The organism is Micromonospora chokoriensis, assembly GCF_000718555.1.
In the GTDB taxonomy this organism is placed as follows: Bacteria; Actinomycetota; Actinomycetes; order Mycobacteriales; family Micromonosporaceae; genus Micromonospora; species Micromonospora chokoriensis_B.
In genome coordinates, this window is record NZ_JOAN01000022.1 from 84,320 (window position 1) to 106,191 (window position 21,872).

Genomic DNA, 21,872 nt, shown 5'->3' on the forward strand with positions numbered 1-21,872 from the left:
GCTCACACCTCCCCAACCTGCATCCCGGGTAATCCCCTGGCCCGCCTGTCACGGTGTGCGGTCTGCTCCAGCGGCGCTTCAAGCGAGTCCAGGTACGACCGCACGAAAGGCTCGGTGATCGCAAGCGTCGAGACGACGTCCAGGGTGGCGTCGGCGAAGAGAACGTGGCGCGACGCCTGCAACACCTCCGCAAGGTTGTCCGGTGCCAGTGAACTCGGCATGGCGAGCAGATTGGCCTGCGAGATTCGGCCGGACGCCCGGTGCAGATTGCGCTCGGCCCGCACCTCGAGGGGTGCCTTGACGTACAGGATCGCCGAACTCATCGCCAAGACTCGATCTTGCACGAAGGGCACAACCCATGCCGCCTCGGTGGGCGCTTCGATGAGAGCGGGCCCGTCGTACTCCTGGCGGGTCCTGATCAGTTCGACGAGAGCAAGGCGTACGTGCCTCCGCCAGTCACCGCCGAGAAGGAGTGACCCGTCCTGACCGATTGTGCCGTCGGTGCCGAGTCGTCCATCTCGGTGCATCCCGCGCAGCACCTCGTCGACGCCGATGTCGAGATACGTGTCGAAGAGAGCGTCGAACAGGGGGCGGATCGCGCGGCGTATGGTCGTCTTCCCCGCCGCCGGCGGACCGGTAATGATGAGCGTCGCCCACGTGGTCCGTCGTGGTCCCGCACCCGGTACGCCGGTCATTCGGTGTTGCCCAGGTCATCGCCGCCCGTTGCGTGGTCATTCGCAACCGAGAGAACAGGCGCATCGGCAGGTAGACGCCGCAACATGGGCAGATACGGGTCGAGTTCCCCGGGCTCAAACCGGCACATGTTGACGGTATACCAGAATTCGTCGGCGACAGATCCCTCAACTTTGTAACGAAGATCGTCGAGCAGGATGGCCCAGCCGCCATCACCCAGCGGCACCCAGGCGTAACGACGTGCGCCGGTCGCTGCCTCCCACACGCGAACCGCCCCGTCACCGCCGGCCGACGCGAGGTGTGAGCCGTCCGGCGACCAACTCAGTGACCACACTCGACCAACATGACCCGCAAGACGCTGCACCACGTCGCCGCTGCCAGCGTCCCGGACCTGGATCGCTCCGTCCACCCCTGCGCAGGCGAGGTGCCGACCGGTCGGTGACCAGGCAACCGACCACACCCCGGCACCCGGGCTGGTCAAGACCAGGACGATCGCGGTCTGCTGGACCTCGTAGATCCGTAGCACTCCGTCGCCACCTGACGAAGCGAACCGACGACCATCTGGAGACCAGGTGACCGACCATACCTCTCCGGACTGTCCGGTCAGCCGTCTGACCACCTTTCCCGTTTGCGTGTTCCAGATCCGAACAGTCCCATCGACACCGGCGGAAGCCAACAGATCTCCGGTAGGGGACCAATTCAGTGACCAGACTCGGTCAACGTGACCGGTCAGATCGTGTACCAGTGCGCCGTCTTCGGTGCTCCAGATGCGAATCGCGCCGTCGTCACCGGCCGAGGCAATGCAATTGCCTTTCGGCGACCATTTCACGGACCATGCCTCGCCGACGTGCGCGGCGAATTCACGCGACAACGCGCCGGTTCCGACGTCCCAGATCCGAATCATGCCGTCCACACTTGCGGAGACGATCTGGCCACCGCTCGGCGACCAGTCGACAGCCCAGACGGAGCGTGCCCGGCCACGCAACTCCCGGGTAGGAATTCCCGTGTCGGCCTGCCAGACACGCACGGTGCCCTCGGCGTAGGCCGAGGCTACTTGGCGCCCATCGGGTGACCATCTCACCGACAGGGCAGAGCGCGAGTGGCCGGTCAATTGACGCAAGGATGCGGCGGTGTCGACGCTCCACAGCCACGCCAAGCCTTCTTCCCCGGCTGAGGCGAGGTATCGACCGTCCGAAGACCAAGCCACGGCCAACACCGCACCATCATGGCCAGTCATCGTGCTCACGATCTGGCCGGTCTGCGCGTCCCAGATCCGCGCGATCCCGTCTCCGCCAGCGGAGGCGAGTCGGGATCCGTCGGGAGACCAGGCTACCGACAGCGCGGCACCCGAATGGGCGGCCAGTACGTGTAGCTCGATGCCTGTCCGGCTGTCGAACACGCGGATCGCGCCGTCCAGACTGGCGGAGGCGATCAGATGCCCCTCCGGCGCCCACACCGCCGACCAGACCCGATCCACGTAACCAGCAAGTTCCCGCACCTGTCTGCCGCTACTGGCGTGCCAGATCCGTACGACGTTGGCGGCAGACGACAGGAACTGCGAGTCGGGCGACCAGTCGACCGATACCACCGCTCCCGTATGCGCCTCCAACAGCGAGGCGAGACTATGGTCAGCTGCGTCCCAGACCCGGAGCACGCCGTCACCGTCGCCCGTTGCCAGGTAGCGGCCGTCGGGCGACCACGCGACTGATAGGACGCGTCGCTCGTGGTGATCGAGAGTCCCGGCGAGCTTGCCACTACCCGCATCCCAGATCCGGACCACACCGTCACCGCCCGCGGATGCGAGGTGCCTCCCATCCGGCGACCAACGCACCGACCAGACTGTGCCTCCCTTGCCGGGCAACCCGCGCACCAGACGCCCCGTGCTCGTGTCCCAGACGCGCACCACCCCGTCGCCGCCGGCGGCGGCGATCATGCTGCCCTCCGGGGAGAACGCAAGCTCCTGCAGCGAGGCGCGGGCAAGGGGAAGTTGATGCTCGGGCATCAGCCCCGGGAGCGCGGCGCCGACGGTGGTCGTCGCCGACGAGAGCATGGCGTCGGTGACCGCTGTGCCCACGAGTTTGGCGCGGACAAGCTTGCTGCCGTCGAAGACTGCGTCGGTCAGATCCGCGCCGAGGAGGCTGGTGCCGGTGAGGTCCGAGCCGCTCAGGTCGGACCGGGTGAGGTTCGCCCGATCGAACCTGGCTCGCATGAGCAGGGCGTCGACGAATGTGGCGCCGGTCAGGTCGGCCTCGTTGAGGCGGGCGTCGGTGAGATCGGCGGAGCGGAAGTCCGCGTCGCGTAGGTCTCGACCTGACAGGTCATGACCTCGGAGATCGTTGCCCGCCAGGCGTAACGCGGATTCGGTGCCCAGACGCTTGAGCAGCAGCATCGCGTTCTCCTTGACGGTGGCGGAGGCGGTAACGTCGTCAAGGGCTGACCGTGCCCACCGGCGGGCCACCTCCACGTCGGCGAGCCCGGCGAGGAACTCCACCATGAGTTCGGACATCGGTCGGTTGAGATGGTCCGGAGCCTCGCCGTCGCCGAGTTGCACGGCCATCTGCCGGGCGACCAACCACTCCAGGACGGAGCGGTGCACGAACGAGAACCTGCGTTCACCGGTGCGGACCAGCAGCGTGCCCGATCCCAGGAGGTGCACCGCGTGCTCGCGGTCCCTACGTGGCCCGGAGCCTGGCCCGGTAAGGGCGTTGATGGCGTCGGCCGCGTCGCCGAGTTCGTCCACTCCCAGTCCGGATTCGGCCGAGTTCCATAAGGCGGACGCGAGGACAGTCACGCCATGCCAGAGTTGATCCACCGTCAGCGGCGGAGCGCCGCCCGGTCGGTCGAGGCGGCGTTGCTCGAACTCCAGCCACTGGGTGAGCAACTCCTGGTAGAGCCGGGCCGCGGTGATGCCGCCGGTGGCGTCTCGGGCTGCCACGAGGCGTTCGTTGTCGATCCTGGCGATGAAGTCGAGCATCCGCGGATTGCGGGACAGGCCCAGCAGGTCACGCACGTCGCGAAGCAGGTCGAGTCGCTGCTGCGCCGCCTTGTCGTCGTTGAGCCGGTTGTACAGAAACCTCCTGATCTGGACGTCGTCGAATGAGCGGATCTTCACGAGCCGTCGCCCGGTGATGCCGGTCAGTTGCTCCCCGAGCGCGGACAGGACCTGGGTGTCGGTCAGGAAGTGTTCCCCGCGGCTGGTGAGTACGACCTTCGCTCGACCGGCGGCCGACTGCACGATTGTCGCAAGATGATCTGCGGCGCGTTCGTACGTCATCCGGACCGCAAGCTCGTCGAAGCCGTCGAAGAGCAGAGCGATGCGGCCTTCCCGGAGCAGGTAACGGAAGATCTCCAGATCAACGCGGCGCTCGCCGCCACGGATGAGTTGCGCGGCGGCGAGTTCGTCCAGGTCGTGCGCCTTCTCCATGTCGCGCAGGTGCACGATCACCGGCACTGCCGGGTCGCCCTCGGTGTGCATGCGACGCGCCAGTTCCCGAAGCAGGAACGTCTTGCCGTGCCCTGATGGCGCAAGGACCAGCACGAGGTGCCCGGCCGGTTCGGCGAGCCACCCTCTGATACGTGCGAGAGCATCGTCTTGGTCGGTCCCGGTCCCGCCCAAGGAGTCGATCTCCGCGTAACGCTGCGGGACGTACAGACCGGGCGGATAGGTCGGGTCGGTCGTGAGGGACGTCGTCTGCCGCTGGGCGTACGGACGCGGGTCGAACCCCATCTGGTGCTCGGCGAAGCTGAGCAGTTCGACGCCGCGCCGCGCCGCCCAGGTTCGTAGGCTGTCGGGGGCCGCGTCGCCCCCGTACACGAATTTGGCGTTTCCCGCGCTCACCACCGCGCGGTACCGACTTGCGACGCCCTGCACGAAGGCTTCGACGTCAGCCTGCGTCGGGGTGGCGTCCAGCGCAAGGACCGGGTATTGCTCGATGATGGGCGGCGCGTCCGGGGTGGAGGCCCGATTGACCGACACCCGCAGATAGCCGTTCATGGGTGTCACCGTCGCGGCGGGTTCGCGCAGTCGGCAGACTTCCGCCACCCGGTCCAGGAAGGTGTCCGTCCCGAGAAGGCTCAGGATGGGTTTTCCGGAGGGGCCCGGCTCGCGTGTGCCTTGAGTTGAACGCGGAGGACGGGAAGCGCTCGTCCGCGCCGTGGTACGCGGGATGTCCCGCTGCCACTGCCGTCCGGTGCTGCTGACGCTGTAGTCCGCTTCCCAGCGACCGCTTTCGGGGTCCTGGCGGCGGGCCCACACCCTGATCCGGTCGCTCTCCACCCGCACCAACTGGTACCCGTCGGCTCCGCGTCCCGCCCGGTCGGCGGCAACCGCCGCGGTGCCCACCACCGGCACTGTCTCGGCACCGAGCAGACGAACCCGATGGTCGCGGTGGTGACCGTGCAGAACCAGGTCAACGTCGCCGGCGATCAGATCGGCGAAACGGTCGGCGTCGCGCAGGCCCGTCCCCTCTGCGTCCGGGCCCGGCATTGGGTCGTGGTGCAGGACGCCGACTCGGGTCCAGCCCGCCCTACCCGCCCTCTCCAGGTGCGCTTTGAACGTGCGGAGCTGCTCGTCGCCGAGCCAGCCGACGCGGTCGCCGCTCTGATGGCTGTCGGCCATCGTCGAATTCATTCCGGCGACGACGGTACGCAGTTCGGGGTACTCGAAGAGGCTCCACGGCTCTTCCCGCGTGAATCCCGTCTGGCGGATGCTCCGGTAGACGGCGGCGTAGGGTTCCCACTTGGGCCAGTAGGGCGCCAACGCCGGCAACCCCTCCGATTCCCGGTCCAAGAAGTACGCCTGACTCTTCAGCCGGTTCACGTCGTGATCACCAGGGACGAGGACCAGTCGGTCCGGGCCAAGGCCGAGCCCTGCGGCCAACTCGACGAGGAACGTGTACACCGCCTCGTACTCGGCGGGCATGGCACGATCCGCGAGGTCACCCGTAGCGACGATCAGATCCGGTGACGGGACCTCCGACCGCCATCCCCCGTGCAGGTCGGCGAGGAGCCGCGCGACCGCCGTCTCGTGGCGCAGATTTGTGTTGACCAGATGTTGGTGATGGCGCCCGTCGTCGGCGATGAAGCGCAGGTCGGGAAGTTGCAGGACGGACAGCTGTGCCGTCGCAGCGGCAGGTGGAGACCGAACACTGCCCCTGATCAGCGAAACATCCAGGATGTAGGCGTCACTACCGCCATCGGTGGCGGATGCCTGCAGGATGCCGACGATCTCGCCGGTGTCCGCCAACCAGACGGGGCCGCCGCTGAACCCGGCCTTCACCCGGAAGGCGCCCTGCGTGCTCTGGTCGACCTGGATCCGACCGGGTTGGACCTCGCCGCGCGCGGTGCCTGTCACGTGCCCAGGGTTGGCACGACCGGCCACCGGACCCCACATCTGCACCGCCCCCACCGGAGGCTGGTCGGCCAGGGTCAGGATCTCCACGCCCGGCGGCAGGTCACCCATGACTCGCAGAATGGCCAGGTCAGCGCCGTCGAACGCACCACTGGTCGGCTGCCAACTCTCCACAGTGGCAGCACGTCGCGGCACCGAGGCGTCACTCGTCTGGCCGAAGGGGAAGAGCAGAATCAGTGGTGGCCCGTCCGGCTTCGACGCGTCGCGAAGCGGTCGCCCGAGCACCGAATTGATCACGTGCGCACAGGTGACCATGCGGCCTTCGGCCACCGCGAAAGCCAACCCGGCCTGACGGCCGTCGGCATCGACGATCTGCGCTATGCCTCGCTCCGGCCTGCGCCTCCGGTGCACCCCGCCTGCCACAGAGCCCGCCTGTCATCAAACCATTTAGATCAACAGGGACCACATTGTCACCGAGGCATGTTGGCGACACATAGTTGAGTCAACAAGGCGACAGACTGCCACCGAGGGCGACCCGCACCCACAATCGTCGTGCTGACAGACCCCGAATCCGTCCGATCCGACGAGCTACTCGCCGAGGAGAAACATGGGTAAGAAGCTGCTCAGGGTTCCGATTGGCAACGGGACCGACGACGTGATCGAGGTCGAGGTCGACGTCCACAACCTCGAAGGCGTCGAGCTGGCTTCCGAGAGAACCGACGGTCCCGATACTGCGGCGTTCTCACTCGCGGCGTCGCTCGGCCGGGTATTGCCGGCGATCAGCACGATGCTGGCCACCGTCCGGAATGCCGAGCATGCTCCCGACGAGGTCTCCATGGAACTCGGCCTGACCATTGGTGGCGAAACCGGCATCATCTTTACCAAGGGCACCGCCGAGGCCAATTTCGTGATGACCATGGCGTGGAGAAGACCGGCGTAATGCACCGACTACTCAAGCTGACCGGGCATCTGCCGGCACGCGCTCAGCACCGGCACGGGCCTCATCGGGTCAGGCCGACGAGCGTCGCCAGCCGCGCCACGCCGGCCGGCGCCGGCTGCGCGCGGGCAACATCGGCGATCACGGTACGCGCTAACGGCCGGCACCGAACCTCAGCCGGCGCGACACTGTCCGCGTCGACAAGCGCCCGTGCCGCCCCGCGCACGTCACCCACCTGCAGGTACGCCCGCGCGGCGTCCACCAGGTAGGCACCCCGATACTCGGCCGGCAACCGCTGCCATGCCTTCCGCCGCACGACAGTCGAGTGTCTTTGCAGCGCATCGACGGCATCACCCCGTTGCGTCGCCACCAGCACCCATGCCAACTCGACAGCGATCGGTCCGAAGCTGGTGCGGTGCTGATCGTCGTACCCCCTCAGGCGGGCGGCGATGCCGGCGGCCCGGTCGGTCAGCTCGTCGGCGCGGCGGTGCTCGCCGCAGCCGGCGGCAGCCAGGGCGGCCTGCACCAGCAACGTCCCGCCCACAGCCCACTCCCCCGCGCTCCGGCTCCCGCTCCCGCTCCCGCTTCGTCGATCATGAGGTTGACGATCGGTTTGATCTCCAACCGGCCCGTCAATCTCATGATCACAGGGGCGGGCTGGGGTGGGGGTGATGCGGTTGGCCGCAGTCAGGGTTGCGGTTAGGGCCAGGTGGTCGCGGTGGGAGGCGCGGAGCGCTTGGGCTACCGAGATGGCTGCCGTTGCCGCCAGGATCGGGTCATCGCCGGCGGCGGACATCGCCCGGTCGGCGGCCAGCCATCCGAGGTCGGCCTCCCCGAGCTTGACCAGCAGCGACGAGGTGATCCGGTACGTCTGCACCAACAGCTCCGGTGACCGCGCGGCCTGGGCGGTGTCGAGCAGACCCGGCAGGATCCGCACCAACTGCCCGTAGTGCGCGTGCTGGTAGGTCAGCCAGGCGTGCCCGACCTGTCTCCTCAGCTCTTCCGTCTGCTCCGGGGCCTGCGGGGTGTCGTAGCGGGCGAGGGCGGCCCGGATGTCGTCCACCCCGTCCGGCGGGCCGGCAGGCGTCGGCCGCTGCTGTCCGAGCAGCACCTCCGGATCGACCCGCAGAACGTGAGCCAGCTCCTGGATGACTGAGTACCGGTCCAGGGCGCGCACGCCGCGCTCCACCTTGTCCACCCAGCTCTTCGACCTGCGCAGCCGGTCGGCAAGCATCTGCTGCGTCATCGACCGCCGCACCCGCCAGCGGGCGACACGTCGGCCGATCGGGATGTCATCGTTGGTCACGCCGCCACCGCCGGTCCGGGACCGCGCGGGTCGTGTCCTCCACGGGTACGCGCTCCGCCTCGGCCTGGGCGATGAGGCGCTGCTTGGCAGCCTCCCGCTCGGCCGCCTCGGACTGCTCACCTCTGTTTGCTGACTCGTCGCCCTGCATGCCCACCTCCACCGGGCCGTGGGTGCGACGTCGGTTTCGGAACTCCCACCAGCGGCGTCACCCACCGTCATCCTCAATGCGACGATCGGTGGTGGACCAGGCGAAACGCGTCCGTTACGGCATAGCGGACAGTCGGAGGTGGTGGACAGCATCGGTCACCTGGCGGGCGAGTTCTCGGGATGCCGTGGCAAGCGCAATGGTGTCTGCCGCCGCCAGGGTTTCGCGGGCCGTCGCCGCGTCCCCGCCCTGCGCCTGAGCGACGGCAAGATGCACCAAGTTGCGGCCCTGCCACTCAGCACCGCTGGCTTCCTCGCTCACGCCGGCGACTCCGGCTGTGAGCAGCTCGAGCGCTCGATCGTTCGCACGACCGTCCGCCGCACCGAGGTACCGCCAGACGATCCCACGCTGGACGGCGAAGAATGAGGCTGTGTACCAGTAGCCCCACGGGGACACAGGTTCCTCTGCCGCCTGAGCCGACAGGTCTGACGCCTCCGAAAGACACGCGAGCACATCGGCAGTGGCTCCGCGGGCCATAGCGAGGCCCCTGGCCTCCTGGCCTGCGCAGTAGGCGCGCAGACCCGAGTTCACCGCCTGGTTACTTCGCGACTCCCGCGACAGCTCAATCATAGTTGGAAGATCGTGCCGCAACTCGGCCTGGTGCCCCTGAAAGGACCGTACAGTGGCAACGAGGTTCGTATTGGCCGCCTCGATAGCCCACTGCAACGCCCTCGCGTTCCATCGTGCGGCGGCACGGTCGTCACCCCGCGCGATAGACAACCAGCCTGCGAACTGCGCCCACTGCCCAGCCACTTCGACAATGTCGGGCCTTACGTCGTGCGGAGCTTCCCGCAAGAGAACGGTCACAGTATCAAGGTGGGCACGAACTGGCCCCATGATGGGGCCCGACCCGATGGCATCCTCGAGCCGGCGATAGCCAGCGAGAAGGCCGGCGAGGGCGTCTGCGGCCGCAGGATCGACTCGGCGAGGGTGCGCTGCCGCGTAGGCTAACCGATCACCGCCATCGGGCGCTTCGATGACTAGTGCTGCTAATGCACCCTCTGCCTCAAGAGCGTCATCGAGCCGGACGGCCACTTCTGCAGTCGGTCTAGTCTGTCCGGCCTCTAGCTGGTGAATGAGGCTCTTGCCATGGTTGACAGCGGCGGCGAGTTGCCGCAGCGACCAACCCCGCGCCGCCCGAAATCGCCGCAGCTCAGCGGCGAAACAGGGGTCGACGATGGTGGTTGCACGTGGGGGCATGGCAGCACTCCTACATCGAGTTGACCGCTGACGATCCCTACCGCAGCCAGCAATCCTGCAGCCATCGACGGTACTCTCCGGACGGGACGCGGTCCGGGTGCCGAAAGTCACAATGTTGGTGGCCGGCATCCGGCGTCGGTCGACTCGCTTTGACCTCAACTATGATCCAGCGGTGCCTCCTCCTCGCCGCCAGAAGAAGCAGCAACTCGCGGCTGTCCCCGAGGCAGCGTTGCTACGCGTCAGCAAAGGGACAAAGAAGACGGTTGACCTCTTTCTGGAAGGGGTCTACCTTGCAGGCACGTCAGCGGGAGGACTGGAAGATCTTCGGCACCGGGCCTGCGCAGACAGGCTGCGACTCGCGGAGCAGTTCGTAAGTTCAGGCCGCAGGCTTCTACGCGCCCGGCCCGCTCAGTATCGCGACGCCATAAGCCGAAACTACTACGGCATGTATCACGCAACGCGAGCAGTAGTCTTCTACAGGTACGGCGGCGACGACCACGAGTCCCATCAGGCACTGCCGGGTCAGATACCTAAGGACTTCCCCGATGCTGCTCAGTGGACGAACACCCTAAAGGATGCTCGCGCTCATCGAAACGCCGCCGACTATGACCCGTACCCTACTGACGTACAATATTGGCGCGGCGTCGCCCAGGGGTTAGCCGTCGAAGCACCGACTTTACTCGCCTTAGTGCGGCAATATCTGGCAGCGAAGGGTTGCAATCACCTATGAACGCCGTTCCTGTATCTGAAATCCCAGCCTTCATTCGGCAGGAATTTAGCTCACGCGGCAACGTTCGGGTGATCGATGTTTCAGTCAAGGCATACCCAGACGAGACCAACTACATCGTCCTGGTCGAGGAATCCGATCTGCCAGTCGCGGCTCAAATCGGAAATGATCTTGACGATGAGATCTCCTCGCCGTCGAGCCGAGCGTTCGTCATTGTACGCAAAGCTCCCCGCAAGTTGGTCGAAGACAACTCATCACCGCTGGTACTAGGGGTGCAAGATGACCGCGCTCTCGATCTAATGCGGCTCATTAGTGCAAGATCTCGGGTCTCCGAAGCCCAGCCCAGCCTTTCCTATGTACGCGACGCACACCTCAACCTTCCAGCCGTTACGGCACCGCGCCATCACCTAATCTTCGGACGTCGAGGAGCGGGCAAGTCGGCCCTATTGGTAGAGGCCCGGAGCACCCTGAAACCCGAGAGTGCGATATCGTGCTGGATTAACATGCAAACTTTACGCAGCCAGCAAATCGAGCGTGTTTTCGTCTACGTAGTTGACGAAATTGTTTCAACCGTTCTAGCTAAGCAGCAGCAAATTCGTTCCGCATCCGCAATTGCCGTCCTAGGCGCAGAACTATACGAACAAACACGTAGCCTGCTCGCGCGGCAGGCCCCACTAGCACGAGAAGAAGCTGATCGACTTGTTCCGGAGGTTCAGCGACTACTCAAGCGATTTCTGGAAGCCAGCGGCCTCAGGATCTTTATTTTCATCGATGACTTCTACTACCTGCCTCGCATCGTTCAACCCAGCCTTCTCGACATGTTGCACGGCTGCGTTCGCGACTGCGACGCTTGGTTGAAGATCGCCTCCATTAGACACTTGACCCGGTGGTTCCAGTCGTCACCACCGCTTGGGCTGCAGACAGGTCATGATGCAGAACTCCTTGACTTGGACGTGACGTTGCAGGATCCCGCTCGGGCTAAGTCTTTCCTGGAAAATATCCTCTTTCAGTATGCCCGCCGTGTTGGCGTGCCAACTCTAACGAGACTCTTCCACGGAGCCGCCTTGGACCGCCTTGTCCTTGCTTCGGGGGCGGTTCCACGTGACTATCTTATTTTGGCCGGCAGTTCCATCAGCAAAGCCCAACGCAGACCTAATGCCAAGCTCGTGGGTGTTCAGGACGTGAATCAAGCTGCGGGCGACGCTGCGCAGGTCAAGGTGCAGGAACTGGAAGAAGACATGGCGGCTAATGTCGCTTCTGCCACTCGAACCGTTGAAGCCCTGAAACGAGTGCGAAATTTCTGCTTGGAGGACTCCAGCTACACGTACTTCTTGGTGGGATACCGAGAGAAAGAAGACTGGCCGCATCGCTACAACATCCTGACTGACCTTCTAGATCAGCGGCTCATTCATCTGGTCGACGGCGGAGTTTCCGATCCTCATGCGGCCGGACATCGTTCGGAAGCCTTCATGCTCGACCTCAGCCAATTCTCTGGATCGAGGCTTAAGCAGGGCATCAGAGTGCTAGATTTTGTGGGTGGCCGAATTGTGTCGCGCAAGACACGTGGCGCGAATGTTCCTGGATCTGATCGTACAGGGAACACTCCGTTGAGAGTCATTGCGATCCTTCGAGGCGCACCGACTTTTCCGCTCCACCGCCTGTCCGACCTGGCTGACGAGCCTAGCTACTGAACGCCGTCAGCCTGCCTGACACCCGATGTCCGAACGCTACGGTCACGTCCAAGTCGCGATTAGTCATCGACTCCTCGGTTGCCTACTGCCCCTCTGGAAGATGCGAGTTACCCGAGGGGCCGTCCCGGTCAAGCCCTCTGCCGACATCGCCTACCTGCTGTTCATTGACGGGCGAGAGCCCACAGGTCGCCAAGCTGCACTGCATGCCTGTCGGGTCTTTCCACTACTACGACGATCCGCCCCAAGAGATTCAGCGGAGAGTTGGGAGGGCCGAGGACAAGCGTCGGTCTGAACTAGTAACCCGCTAATGCAGTCCAGGTTGGGGACTATGCGGGCAGATCTACACGTCGCCCTGTCAAATGCCGGACACAACGGAGGCAAGCGCCTCCAAGCAGTAGCGTCATCTGTAGCCGATGCTGTGAGCTGTGAGGCATGCCCCTACCTTTGGTCAGGCGAGCCATCGGCAGCTTAGCTCGGCTGTTTCAGCGGCGGTCGGAGTTGAGACTAATCCTTCTCGTCTTGCTCTGCCTAGCCTGCGCCCTGTTGCTGACGGCCGTGATACTTGGGCCACTGTCATCTTGGATTGCCGGAACACCAGTTCGAAGCCTAGACACAAAAGATGAAGTAGCCGCACTGAATGCCGTGCGCCAGACCGTACTCACCGCTCTTGGCGGATTGGCCGCCGTTATCGGATTAGGGTTTACCATTCGGACGTTCTACTTGTCGCGGCGAGGACAAGTAACCGAACGCTTCAAGAACGGTGTTGCCCTACTGTCATCCGACAAACTTGAGGAGCGACTCGGCGGTTTATTCACTCTTGAACATGTAATGTCGGAGTCCGAGCAGGAGCACGCGACTGTACTCGCCATCCTTTGCGCCTTCATTCGAGCCCGCACTCCCAGACGAGACACGCCCCCGGGGCTTTCCGGGATCGTCGCCCCTTCGCGGGATCCATTTGAGCACCCGGAGTTCGGTGATGAGCCGTCATACGACCTCGATGCCGCCATGGCCGTCATCGCTCGGCGCCCTAAACGGGACGAACCAAATCGCCCAGACCTACGTGGAGTAAGCCTGCCGAACCTCTGCATACGAGCTTATGACTTCCGCCAAACTCCCCGCCTTACCGGAATGTTCTTGACGGGCGCTGACCTCCGAAGAGCTGATCTTCGCGGAGCAAGCCTTCAGCGGACAATTGCAAACGGGGCAGATTTGCGGTGGGCTTGGCTTGGAGAATCGGACTTGCGGTCGTCTGCGATATCAGGCGCAAACCTGCGCCATGCGCTTTTGGACGGTGCACAACTCGAACGTGTGCATTTCGATGGCTCGGACTTACGTGGCGCGCAAGGTCTCACCGCCGAGCAACTTTCTGTTGCGTTCATAGACAGCACAACGAAATTGCCCGAGGCTCTTCGAGACGACCCATGGGTCCTTGCACGAGTCATAGATTGCGAGGCTTGGCGAGAGGCCCATGAACGAGAACCATGGGCTTGCCCGCCGCAGACTTTGCGGCCCGAAGCGACTGCACCGGCGTCCAGCGGGACTGCGTCTTAGCTCCACACGCCAGAACTCGTGCTGCCGTCTAAGTGCCAGGTTCCCGCAGATTGAGTGGACCCTAAGTTCTCTCCACCAACGAATCTGACCCCAATGGCGGAAGCTCTTTGCTCGCCAGTGCGAGCTGCCCAGCAAGATTACACAGGGTCAAGGTCCACGTAGTCAAGATACATGACTAAACGACCATCACCGACGAGCCGAATTGCCAAGCTTCACACCTTCCCAATCGCTGAACGTAAACGCTACATTCCATTCAGTAGCAACCGCAGGGAGGTCACAGTTGGACGCCGAGACGTGGCAAAAGGAGCAAATCAGCCGTGCCTTCCTTCACGCGGTCGCAGCGCGCGAGGGCTGCACGTTGGGCGAGTGGGCAGTGGACAAGGATGGTGTAGATACGACATTACGTAGACGCGGTCGGATGGTCGACATCCAGCTCAAGTGCACACAAGAGCTGCGAAGACTGGGTGACTCATACGCGTTCGACCTGGACGTAAAGACGTACGACAAGCTACGCGGGACAGATCGTTCCGCACCCGGGTATCTGTTCGTCATGATTGTTCCGAGGGATATCAAGGATTGGATTCACCTTCACGGCGATGAATACCTACTCTTGAGATGCGCCGCTTTTTATGCGTGCATTCAAGACAAGCCCTCGGTCAACACGTCAACCACGACCGTTATCCATCTCCCCTTCGCTCATCGCCTAAATCGTGACGCGCTGGAGCGCATGTTCGAGCATTCCCGCCGCCACGCTCTGGGTGTCCGCGATGGGATGGTCGCGTAAATGGGTACTACTGATGCAGTGACAGCAGTCTCGCTGTTCATTGGGCCAGACGAGATATCAAGCTACCTGGCGCGTTCGGGATGGAACGTGTCAGCGTCGAGCCGAGTCGCAGAGATCTGGACGTCAAACCGTGCAGATAGCAGCGACTCCGAACTGCTCGTTCCTAGGATCGTTTCTGCCGCGGATTTCGAGATCAGACGCAACATCTTGCTACAGGACCTCCAATCTTATGAGCAACGCCCCGGCGAAGATATTCGCGACGAGATGAGCCGGCAATTTGTGGACGTGACGGATGTTTCCGCTGGGCACAAATTAGACAACTCAGTCTTTCCCCTGGACGCAGGACACAAGCTCTTCTATTCGGCCAAGAAAATGGTCATTGCTGCCGCCGCTGCCACCCTGAAACGCCGAGGCTACTTCGGCCATTCGGTACCCAAGAGAGCCAGGGAACAGGCACGGAACGTCCTGGTGGGACACACCCGTCCTGGATCGTACGTTGTCCCAGTAATTACAAAGGCCCGCGTTCCTGACGCCTCATGGGACGATGATCGACCACGCCTTGTCGAAGAGGTCGAAGAATTGTCCTACGACCGCCGCATGGTCGTTACGCTCGCGAAAGGGCTAACAGCCCTGCACGAATTAGGCGTAGGAAGCGGAACGGAGCCAACCAACCGTGACGTTTATGACGGGGTCAGAGAGGGCATCTCATACGAACTGTGCGATGGCGTACTTCGTTCGCTCCGCGATCCCACGGTTCAAAATTTCGAGGTAGGGTTCAAATGGGCTCCCGCCGTATCGCTACCGCTAGGAGTTCGGAGAAGTGTTGTGTTTCCTTCCGAGTCCGTTCCTCGATTACGACGTATCGCACGCGGCCTTCGCAAAGACATTGAGGATAGAGAGCAGGTAATATACGGCTGGGTTGAAGTCCTATCTAGCAAGGCGGAGGACGTCGGTGGATCAGTGCGAGTCCATGCGATAGTCGGCGGGAAACGCCGAGTAATTCGAATGACCTTGGAAAGAGAGGACTATCAGAAGGCCGTCGAGAGCCACAAAAGGTGCTCTGTCATGGTGCGCGGCGACCTTCACATAGAAGAGGGAAAGCAACCAGTCATGAACGTGCACTTGTTCGAACTTGAACAACGGCTACCCAACATATAAACCTCGCCAACCACGACATTGACCGATACCCTGCCGGTTCTGTTGGCTCAGAGCGCCACGATCGCCGCAGTCTCCGCTGGCAACTGGATCCGGTCCCGCATCACGGTGACGCCCTCCCCCGTAGCCAACAGCACCCGTCGAGCCACCCCAGGCAGCGACACCCCCTGCCCCCGCCCAGCCAGGTTCGCCACCACAAGCGTGTCCCCCCGTCGCATCAGCAGGAACTGGTCCCCGTGCTGCACAGAGACAGCGTTCAACCGAGGATCAGACAGGTCCGGCGACGACCGACGCAGCGCGATCAACCGCTGATAAAACGACAGCATCGAAGCATGCTCAGGCTTGTCCAGCTCAGCCCAGTCCAACCGCGACCGCACGAACGTCTCCGGATCCTGCGGGTCAGGAACGTCCCCCTCAGCCCACCCGTGTGACGCAAACTCCCGCCGCCTCCCCAAAGCGACGGCGGTAGCCAGCTCAGGCTCCGGATGCGAGGTGAAGAACTGCCACGGCGTAGAGGCAGCCCACTCCTCCCCCATGAACAGCATCGGAGTAAACGGCGCGGTCAGCAGCAACGTCGCCCCAACCCGCAGCAGCGACGGCGACAGAGAAGCCGAGATCCGATCCCCGGTAGCCCGGTTCCCGATCTGATCATGGTTCTGCAGGTACGCCACGAACCGGTGCCCCGGCACACGAGGATCAACAGGCCGCCCATGGTGCCGGTTGCGGAAGCTAGACCAGGTCCCCGCGTGGAAGAACCCGCCGGTCAGCACATCAGACAGCGTCTCCAGGGACCCGAAGTCCCCGTAGTACCCCTGCCGCTCCCCCGTCAGCAACGTGTGCAGCGCGTGGTGCGCGTCGTCGTTCCACTGCGCGTGCAGCCCGAACCCACCCGCCTCCCGAGGCGTGATGAGCCGCGGGTCGTTGAGGTCCGATTCGGCGATCAGCGACAACGGCCGCCCCAGGTGCGTCGACAGCGACTCGACCTCGATAGCCAGCTCTTCGAGCAGCGGCACCGCCCGCGAGTCGGGCAGGGCGTGCACAGCGTCCAACCGCAGCCCGTCGACGTGGTAGTCGCGTAGCCACATGAGGACGCTGTCGATGATGTAGCGGCGTACCTCGTCGGAGTGCGGGCCGTCCAGGTTGATCGAGCGGCCCCAACTGTTGCTCTGCTCGGCGAGGTAGGGCCCGAACTGCGGCGCGTAGGCCCCGGAGGGCCCGAAATGGTTGTAGACGACGTCGAGGATCACCCCCAACCCGCGAGCGTGGGCGGCGTCGACGAACCGTTTCAGGCCGTCGGGGCCGCCGTAGGGCTCGTGTGGGGCGTACCAGCAGACGCCGTCGTACCCCCAGTTGTGTTCGCCGTTGAAGGCGTTGACCGGGAGCAGCTCGATCAGGTCGATGCCCAGCGAGACCAGGTGGTCGAGGCGGTCGATGGCCGCGTCGAAGGTGCCTTCCGGGGTAAAGGTGCCGATGTGCAGCTCGTAGAGGATGCTGCCGGGCAGTTGCCGGCCGGTCCACGCGCTGTCGGACCACGCGAAGTCGGCGTGGTCGTAGCGGCGGCTCGGCCCGTGCACCCCCGCAGGTTGCCACGGTGAGCGGGGGTCGGGCAGTGGGGTTTCGTCGTCGTTCAGCAGAAAGGAGTAGTCGAGGCCGGCGTCGGGCACGTCGACCCGCCACCAGCCGTCGGCGGCGACGCGCATCTCGTGGTCGGTGTCGCCGGTCAGGCGTAGCCGTACGCGGGTGGCGTCGGGTGCCCAGACGGAGAATTCGGTCATGAAGCAGCCTCCACGGAGGTGGTGGGAGGAGCCAGCAGAGCGACGGGATAGTCGGCCAGAAGATTGTCCAGCGGGACCTCTCCGCCACTGTAGACCCGACCGGTGAACAGGTCCTTCACCTCGTGAACGGGAAGTGACAAGGCTGTGTCACACCACCCACCGGCGCGGGCCAGGCCGAGCGGCAGGCGGGTCGCCACGGTGATCGCGCCGCCCCGGTCGAAGGCCACCACGTGCCGGCCCACCGGCCCGTGCGCGGGCACCGGCCGGTAGGTAGTGAACAGCTCCGGGTGCGCCCGCCGCAACCGCAGGGTCCGCGACACGACGAGCAGCTTCGCCGCTCCGTCGGTGTCGATCGGGGGACGCCAGCCGCCGTCGATGCGGGCCAGCAGCTCTCGGCGTACGTCGAAGTCGACCGGGCGGCGATTGTCCGGGTCGACGAGGGAGTTGTCCCACAGCTCGGTGCCCTGGTAGGTGTCCGGCACGCCGGGCATGGTGAGCTGCACGAGCTTCTGCCCGAGCGAGTTGCACCAGCCGGCCGGGGTGATGGCGGCGGCGAGTTCGGTCAGCTCGTCGTGCAGGCTCGGGTCGTCGTACATCCGGTCGACCACGGCGTGCAGGGCCTGTTCGAAGGCCGGGTCGGGGTTGGCCCAACTGGTCGAGGCCGCGGCCTCCCGGGCCGCCTTCTCGACGTAGGCGTGCAGCCGCTCGCGCTCGATCGGCCACGCGCCGACGGCGGTCTGCCAGAGCAGGTGGGCGAACGCCGGGTCAGGCAGTGGGGCGTACTCCATCCAGGTCTTGACCTGCTCGGCCCAGCGGCCCGGCAGTTCGCTGAGCACGGCGAGGCGGGCACGGACGTCCTCGCTGCGTTTGGTGTCGTGGGTGGAGACGGTGGTCATGCTGGCGGGCCAGCGGACCTGGTGGGCGGCGGCGAAGCGGTGGAACTCCGCGGGCGGCACCCCGAAGTGGGCGGGGCTGCCGCCGACCTCGTTGAGCGCCACGAAGCGGGTCCAGCGGTAGAAGGCGGTGTCCTCCACGCCCTTGGCCATCACCGCGCCGGTGAGCTGCGGGAAACGCATGCCCAGCTCGTCGGCGGGGTCGCGCAGCCGGCGGGTGACCGCGTCCAGGGCGAGGACCAGGTCGGGGCGGCGGCGGCCGGCCTCGGAGCGGGCGGCGGCGAGGTGCCGGGCGCCGTGCGGCGGGTAGCCGCGGTAGACGGCGAACGCGGCGGCCAGCTCGGCGAGCGCCGCGCGGGCCTGCTCGGTGGGCACCTCGGGGGCCAGGGCGGCGAGTCGGGTCAGCTCGGCGGCGAGCAGCCCGGTGGCGGCGGCGAGCTTGGTGGCGTGGGTCAGGTCCTCCCAGGAGGTGTGCTGCCCGGTCAGTCGGGTGTCCAGCGCGGTGAAGTCGCCCTCGGCGTCGGTGTCGACGAAGAGACCGTTGACGGCGGCCAGGGCGTCGTAGCCGGTGGTGCCGTCGACCGGCCAGTCCGGCAGCTCCTCGCCGTACTCCAGGATCTTCTCCACCACGAGCCAGGCGTCTGGCGCGGCGGCCCGCAACCGGGTCAGGTAGCCGGCCGGGTCGCGTAGGCCGTCCGGGTGGTCGACGCGAATGCCGTCGACCTCCCCGGCGGCGGCCCAGCGCAGGACGAGGTCGTGGGTGGCGGCGAAGACCGCCGGGTCCTCCACGCGCAGACCGGCCAGGCCCGCGATGGCGAAGAATCGGCGGTACGTCAGCTCGGCGTCACCGCGACGCCAGGAGATCAGCTCGTAGTGCTGCCGGTCGTGCACCTCGGCGGCGCTGCCGTCGCCGGTGCCGTCGGCGATCGGGAAGCGGTGCTCGTGGTAGCGCAGCTCGCCGTCGACGACCTTGAGGTCGTCCAGGGCGGCCGGGTCGTCGGCAAGCACCGGCAGCAGCAGCCGGCCCCGGTCCCAGTCGATGTCGAACCAGTCGGCGTACGTGGAGTCGCGGCCTCGGCGCAGCACGTCCCACCAGGGCGGGTTCGCGGCCGGGACGGCGACCCCGGCGTGGTTGGGCACGATGTCGACGACGAGGCCGAGCTGCTGGTCGCGCAGCGCGCGCAGCAGCCGCTGCCGGGCGGCCTCCCCGCCCAGCTCCGGGTTGACGGCCCGGTGGTCGACCACGTCGTAGCCGTGCTGGGAGCCGGGGGTGGCGGTCAGCAGCGGGGCGCTGTAGAGGTGGCTGACGCCGAGGTGGGCGAGGTAGTCGACGATCGCGGCGGTGGCGTCCAGGTCGAAGCCGGGGCGGACCTGGATTCGGTACGTGGACTGCACGGCCATGTCAGATCGTCCTCTCCAGCACCACCAGGGAACGGTCCGGCACCCGGATGGTGCCGCCCGCGCTGATCACCGTGGCGTCGCCCGGCTCGGGTTCGGCCGTGCTGATCACCCGTTCCCACTTCTGGCCGTACTCGCTGCCGGGGATGGTGAAGTCCAGCGGCGCGTCGTGGGCGTTGAAGCAGAGCAGGAACGAGGCGTCGTGGTGGCGCTGGCCGTACTGGCCGCGCTCGGGGATGCCCTCGCCGTTGACGAAGAGCGCCACCGAGCGGCCGAAGTCGTTGCCCCAGTCGTCGCCGGTCATCTCCCGCCCGTCCGGGGTGTGCCAGGCCAGGTCGGGCAGCGGCTCGTCGATGCCGCGTCCGCCCACCGGTAGGCCGGTGAAGAACCGGCGGCGGCGGAACACCTGGTGCCGTTTGCGGAACGCGGTGAGCGTCTGGACGAACTCCAACAGCTGCTCGTCGACGTTGTCCCAGTCGACCCAGGCCAGCTCGCTGTCCTGGCAGTAGACGTTGTTGTTGCCGTGCTGGGTGCGGCCCAGCTCGTCGCCGTGGCCGATCATCGGCACGCCCTGCGACAGCATCAGGGTGGCCAGGAAGTTGCGCCGCTGCTTGGCCCGCAGGGCGAGCACCGCCTCGTCGTCGGTGTCGCCCTCGACGCCGCAGTTCCAGGAGCGGTTGTGGCTCTCGCCGTCCCGGTTCTCCTCGCCGTTGGCCTCGTTGTGCTTGTCGTTGTACGACACCAGGTCGTTGAGGGTGAACCCGTCGTGCACGGTGACGAAGTTGATGCTGTGGAACGGTCGCCGGCCGTCGTCCTGGTAGAGGTCGGCCGAGCCGGAGATCCGGGATGCGAACTCGGCGAGGGTGGCCGGCTCACCGCGCCAGAAGTCCCGCACGGTGTCGCGGTATTTGCCGTTCCACTCCGTCCACAGCGGAGGGAAATTGCCCACCTGGTAGCCGCCGGGGCCGACGTCCCACGGTTCGGCAATCAGCTTGACCTGACTGACCACCGGGTCCTGCTGCACCACCTCGAAGAAGGTGGAGAGCCGGTCCACCTCGTAGAACTCGCGGGCCAGGGTGGCGGCCAGGTCGAAGCGGAAGCCGTCGACGTGCATCTCGGTCACCCAGTAGCGCAGCGAATCCATGATCAGTTGCAGCGAGTGCGGGCTGCGCACGTTGAGGCTGTTGCCGGTGCCGGTGTAGTCGACGAAGTAGCGGCGATCTTCCTCGCTGAGCCGGTAGTAGCTCGGGGCGTCCACGCCCTTGAAGCTCAGCGTCGGCCCGAGGTGGTTGCCCTCGGCGGTGTGGTTGTAGACCACGTCGAGGATGACTTCGATGCCGGCCGCGTGCAGCGCCTTGACCATGCCCCGGAACTCCTGCACCTGCTGGCCGGTCCGGCCCAGCGCCGAGTAGCCGTGGTGCGGGGCGAAGAAACCGATGGTGTTGTAACCCCAGTAGTTCTTCAGACCCAGATCGACGAGCCGGTTGTCGTGGATGAACTGGTGCACCGGCATCAGCTCGATCGCGGTCACCCCGAGCCGGGTCAGATAGTCGATCATCGGCGGGGAGGCGATGCCCGCGTACGTGCCGCGCAGCTCCTCCGGGATGTCCGGGTGGCGCATGGTCAGTCCGCGTACGTGCGCCTCGTAGATCACCGAGTGGTGGTAAGGGGTGCGCGGTGGCCGGTCGTTGCCCCAGTCGAAGTACGGGTTGACCACCACCGACTTGGGCATGAACGGCGCCGAGTCGGTCTCCGACATCCGCTCCGGCTGCGTCATGTCGTAGTCGTAGACCGCCGGATCCCACGTCACGTCACCGTCGATGGCCTTGGCGTACGGGTCGATCAGCAGCTTGTGCGGGTTGCAGCGCAGCCCGTTCGCGGGGTCGTACGGGCCGTGCACCCGGTAGCCGTAGCGCTGCCCCGGCTCGATGCCCGGCAGGTACGCGTGCCACACGTACGCGTCGACCTCGCGCAGCTCGACGCGGCGCTCCGCGCCGGTGTCCCACTCGTCGAAGAGGCACAGCTCGATCCGTTCGGCCACCTCGGAGAAGATGGCGAAGTTGGTGCCCATCCCGTCGTAGGTGGCGCCCAGGGGGTACCGCTCGCCCGGCCAGACCTGCATGTCGCTCCTTCGAACCACGGTCATGTGCACGCGGGTATTGCCCTGCCCCCGGGCACGCCAATCCATCCTTCCAGGCGGTGGCCGG

General features: G+C 65.5%; 14 protein-coding genes and 1 pseudogene. 7 read left to right on the top strand and 8 right to left on the bottom strand.

Features of this window, described 5'->3' with window-relative positions; translation table 11 throughout:
• Positions 1-2: 2 nt before the first annotated feature.
• Both IF46_RS0125955 and IF46_RS33435 read right to left on the bottom strand, forming a co-directional pair.
• A complete protein-coding gene (locus tag IF46_RS0125955; protein ID WP_030490997.1) occupies positions 3-695 on the bottom strand; it encodes a phosphotransferase-like protein in 693 nt (230 codons plus the stop codon).
• Positions 692-5,971 carry an eIF2A-related protein gene (locus tag IF46_RS33435; RefSeq protein ID WP_420063591.1) on the bottom strand — a complete coding sequence of 1,760 codons (5,280 nt, stop codon included), beginning with the start codon at positions 5,969-5,971 and terminating at the stop codon, positions 692-694. The genes IF46_RS0125955 and IF46_RS33435 overlap by 4 nt, the downstream gene beginning before the upstream one ends.
• A gap of 679 nt (positions 5,972-6,650) precedes the next feature.
• On the opposite strand from IF46_RS33435, the gene IF46_RS0125965 reads away from it, so the two are divergent.
• On the top strand, positions 6,651-6,983 hold the full coding sequence (locus IF46_RS0125965; protein ID WP_030490999.1) for a CU044_2847 family protein: 333 nt from the start codon (positions 6,651-6,653) through the stop codon (positions 6,981-6,983).
• A 61-nt stretch (positions 6,984-7,044) separates the two neighbouring features.
• On the opposite strand, the gene IF46_RS0125970 is transcribed toward IF46_RS0125965, so the two are convergent.
• The gene (locus IF46_RS0125970) at positions 7,045-8,286 is read right to left on the bottom strand and encodes a helix-turn-helix domain-containing protein (RefSeq protein ID WP_030491000.1); all 1,242 of its coding nucleotides are present in this window, start codon (positions 8,284-8,286) and stop codon (positions 7,045-7,047) included.
• Positions 8,273-8,434 (bottom strand): hypothetical protein, encoded by a 162-nt coding sequence (locus IF46_RS34905; protein ID WP_198041538.1) that lies wholly within the window; start codon positions 8,432-8,434, stop codon positions 8,273-8,275. The genes IF46_RS0125970 and IF46_RS34905 overlap by 14 nt, the downstream gene beginning before the upstream one ends.
• Before the next feature lie 141 nt (positions 8,435-8,575).
• Here IF46_RS34905 and IF46_RS35310 point away from each other — a divergent pair, with 141 nt between their 5' ends.
• Positions 8,576-8,857: a hypothetical protein gene (locus IF46_RS35310; protein ID WP_232234169.1), complete on the top strand. Its 282-nt coding sequence runs from the start codon at positions 8,576-8,578 to the stop codon at positions 8,855-8,857.
• A gap of 630 nt (positions 8,858-9,487) precedes the next feature.
• Here the strand turns inward: IF46_RS35310 and IF46_RS35665 are convergent.
• Positions 9,488-9,820 (bottom strand): annotated as a pseudogene (locus IF46_RS35665) (helix-turn-helix domain-containing protein); the annotation flags it as partial.
• Here IF46_RS35665 and IF46_RS35785 point away from each other — a divergent pair.
• The 5 genes from IF46_RS35785 (at position 9,804) to IF46_RS34545 (ending at position 15,602) form a co-directional block, all read left to right on the top strand.
• Positions 9,804-10,421, top strand: a complete 618-nt coding sequence (locus tag IF46_RS35785; protein ID WP_084598057.1) for a HEPN domain-containing protein — start codon at positions 9,804-9,806, stop codon at positions 10,419-10,421. The pseudogene IF46_RS35665 and the gene IF46_RS35785 sit on opposite strands and share 17 nt — an antisense overlap.
• Positions 10,418-12,109, top strand: a complete 1,692-nt coding sequence (locus IF46_RS34540) for a hypothetical protein (protein ID WP_157563487.1) — start codon at positions 10,418-10,420, stop codon at positions 12,107-12,109. The genes IF46_RS35785 and IF46_RS34540 overlap by 4 nt, the downstream gene beginning before the upstream one ends.
• 1,128 nt (positions 12,110-13,237) lie before the next feature.
• On the top strand, positions 13,238-13,660 hold the full coding sequence (locus IF46_RS35790; protein ID WP_420063593.1) for a pentapeptide repeat-containing protein: 423 nt from the start codon (positions 13,238-13,240) through the stop codon (positions 13,658-13,660).
• Between the two features lie 280 nt (positions 13,661-13,940).
• A complete protein-coding gene (locus IF46_RS0125985) occupies positions 13,941-14,444 on the top strand; it encodes a DUF4365 domain-containing protein (protein ID WP_030491002.1) in 504 nt (167 codons plus the stop codon).
• Positions 14,445-15,602 carry a hypothetical protein gene (locus IF46_RS34545; RefSeq protein WP_157563490.1) on the top strand — a complete coding sequence of 386 codons (1,158 nt, stop codon included), beginning with the start codon at positions 14,445-14,447 and terminating at the stop codon, positions 15,600-15,602. It begins immediately after the preceding gene.
• Positions 15,603-15,649: 47 nt separating this feature from the next.
• Here IF46_RS34545 and treZ read toward each other — a convergent pair whose 3' ends face one another.
• The 3 genes from treZ to glgX are packed head-to-tail and all read right to left on the bottom strand — an operon-like array spanning position 15,650 to position 21,787.
• Complete coding sequence (gene treZ / locus IF46_RS0125990; protein ID WP_030491003.1) at positions 15,650-17,374, bottom strand: malto-oligosyltrehalose trehalohydrolase; 1,725 nt, start codon at positions 17,372-17,374, stop codon at positions 15,650-15,652.
• Positions 17,371-19,668 carry a malto-oligosyltrehalose synthase gene (gene treY / locus IF46_RS0125995; protein WP_030491004.1) on the bottom strand — a complete coding sequence of 766 codons (2,298 nt, stop codon included), beginning with the start codon at positions 19,666-19,668 and terminating at the stop codon, positions 17,371-17,373. Before treY ends, treZ begins: the two co-directional genes overlap by 4 nt.
• A gap of 1 nt (position 19,669) precedes the next feature.
• Positions 19,670-21,787, bottom strand: a complete 2,118-nt coding sequence (gene glgX, locus IF46_RS0126000; RefSeq protein WP_030491005.1) for a glycogen debranching protein GlgX — start codon at positions 21,785-21,787, stop codon at positions 19,670-19,672.
• Positions 21,788-21,872 lie beyond the last annotated feature (85 nt).

Excerpts from the sequence above, each read along its gene's own strand:
- IF46_RS34905 (WP_198041538.1), bottom strand. The coding sequence starts at position 8,434 with ATGCAGGGCGACGAGTCAGCAAACAGAGGTGAGCAGTCCGAGGCGGCC.
- treY (WP_030491004.1), bottom strand. The coding sequence starts at position 19,668 with ATGGCCGTGCAGTCCACGTACCGAATCCAGGTCCGCCCCGGCTTCGAC.
- IF46_RS35790 (WP_420063593.1), top strand. The coding sequence starts at position 13,238 with ATGTTCTTGACGGGCGCTGACCTCCGAAGAGCTGATCTTCGCGGAGCA.
- glgX (WP_030491005.1), bottom strand. The coding sequence starts at position 21,787 with ATGCAGGTCTGGCCGGGCGAGCGGTACCCCCTGGGCGCCACCTACGAC.
- IF46_RS0125965 (WP_030490999.1), top strand. The coding sequence starts at position 6,651 with ATGGGTAAGAAGCTGCTCAGGGTTCCGATTGGCAACGGGACCGACGAC.
- IF46_RS35785 (WP_084598057.1), top strand. The coding sequence starts at position 9,804 with ATGTTGGTGGCCGGCATCCGGCGTCGGTCGACTCGCTTTGACCTCAAC.
- IF46_RS34540 (WP_157563487.1), top strand. The coding sequence starts at position 10,418 with ATGAACGCCGTTCCTGTATCTGAAATCCCAGCCTTCATTCGGCAGGAA.
- IF46_RS34545 (WP_157563490.1), top strand. The coding sequence starts at position 14,445 with ATGGGTACTACTGATGCAGTGACAGCAGTCTCGCTGTTCATTGGGCCA.
- IF46_RS0125955 (WP_030490997.1), bottom strand. The coding sequence starts at position 695 with ATGACCGGCGTACCGGGTGCGGGACCACGACGGACCACGTGGGCGACG.
- treZ (WP_030491003.1), bottom strand. The coding sequence starts at position 17,374 with ATGACCGAATTCTCCGTCTGGGCACCCGACGCCACCCGCGTACGGCTA.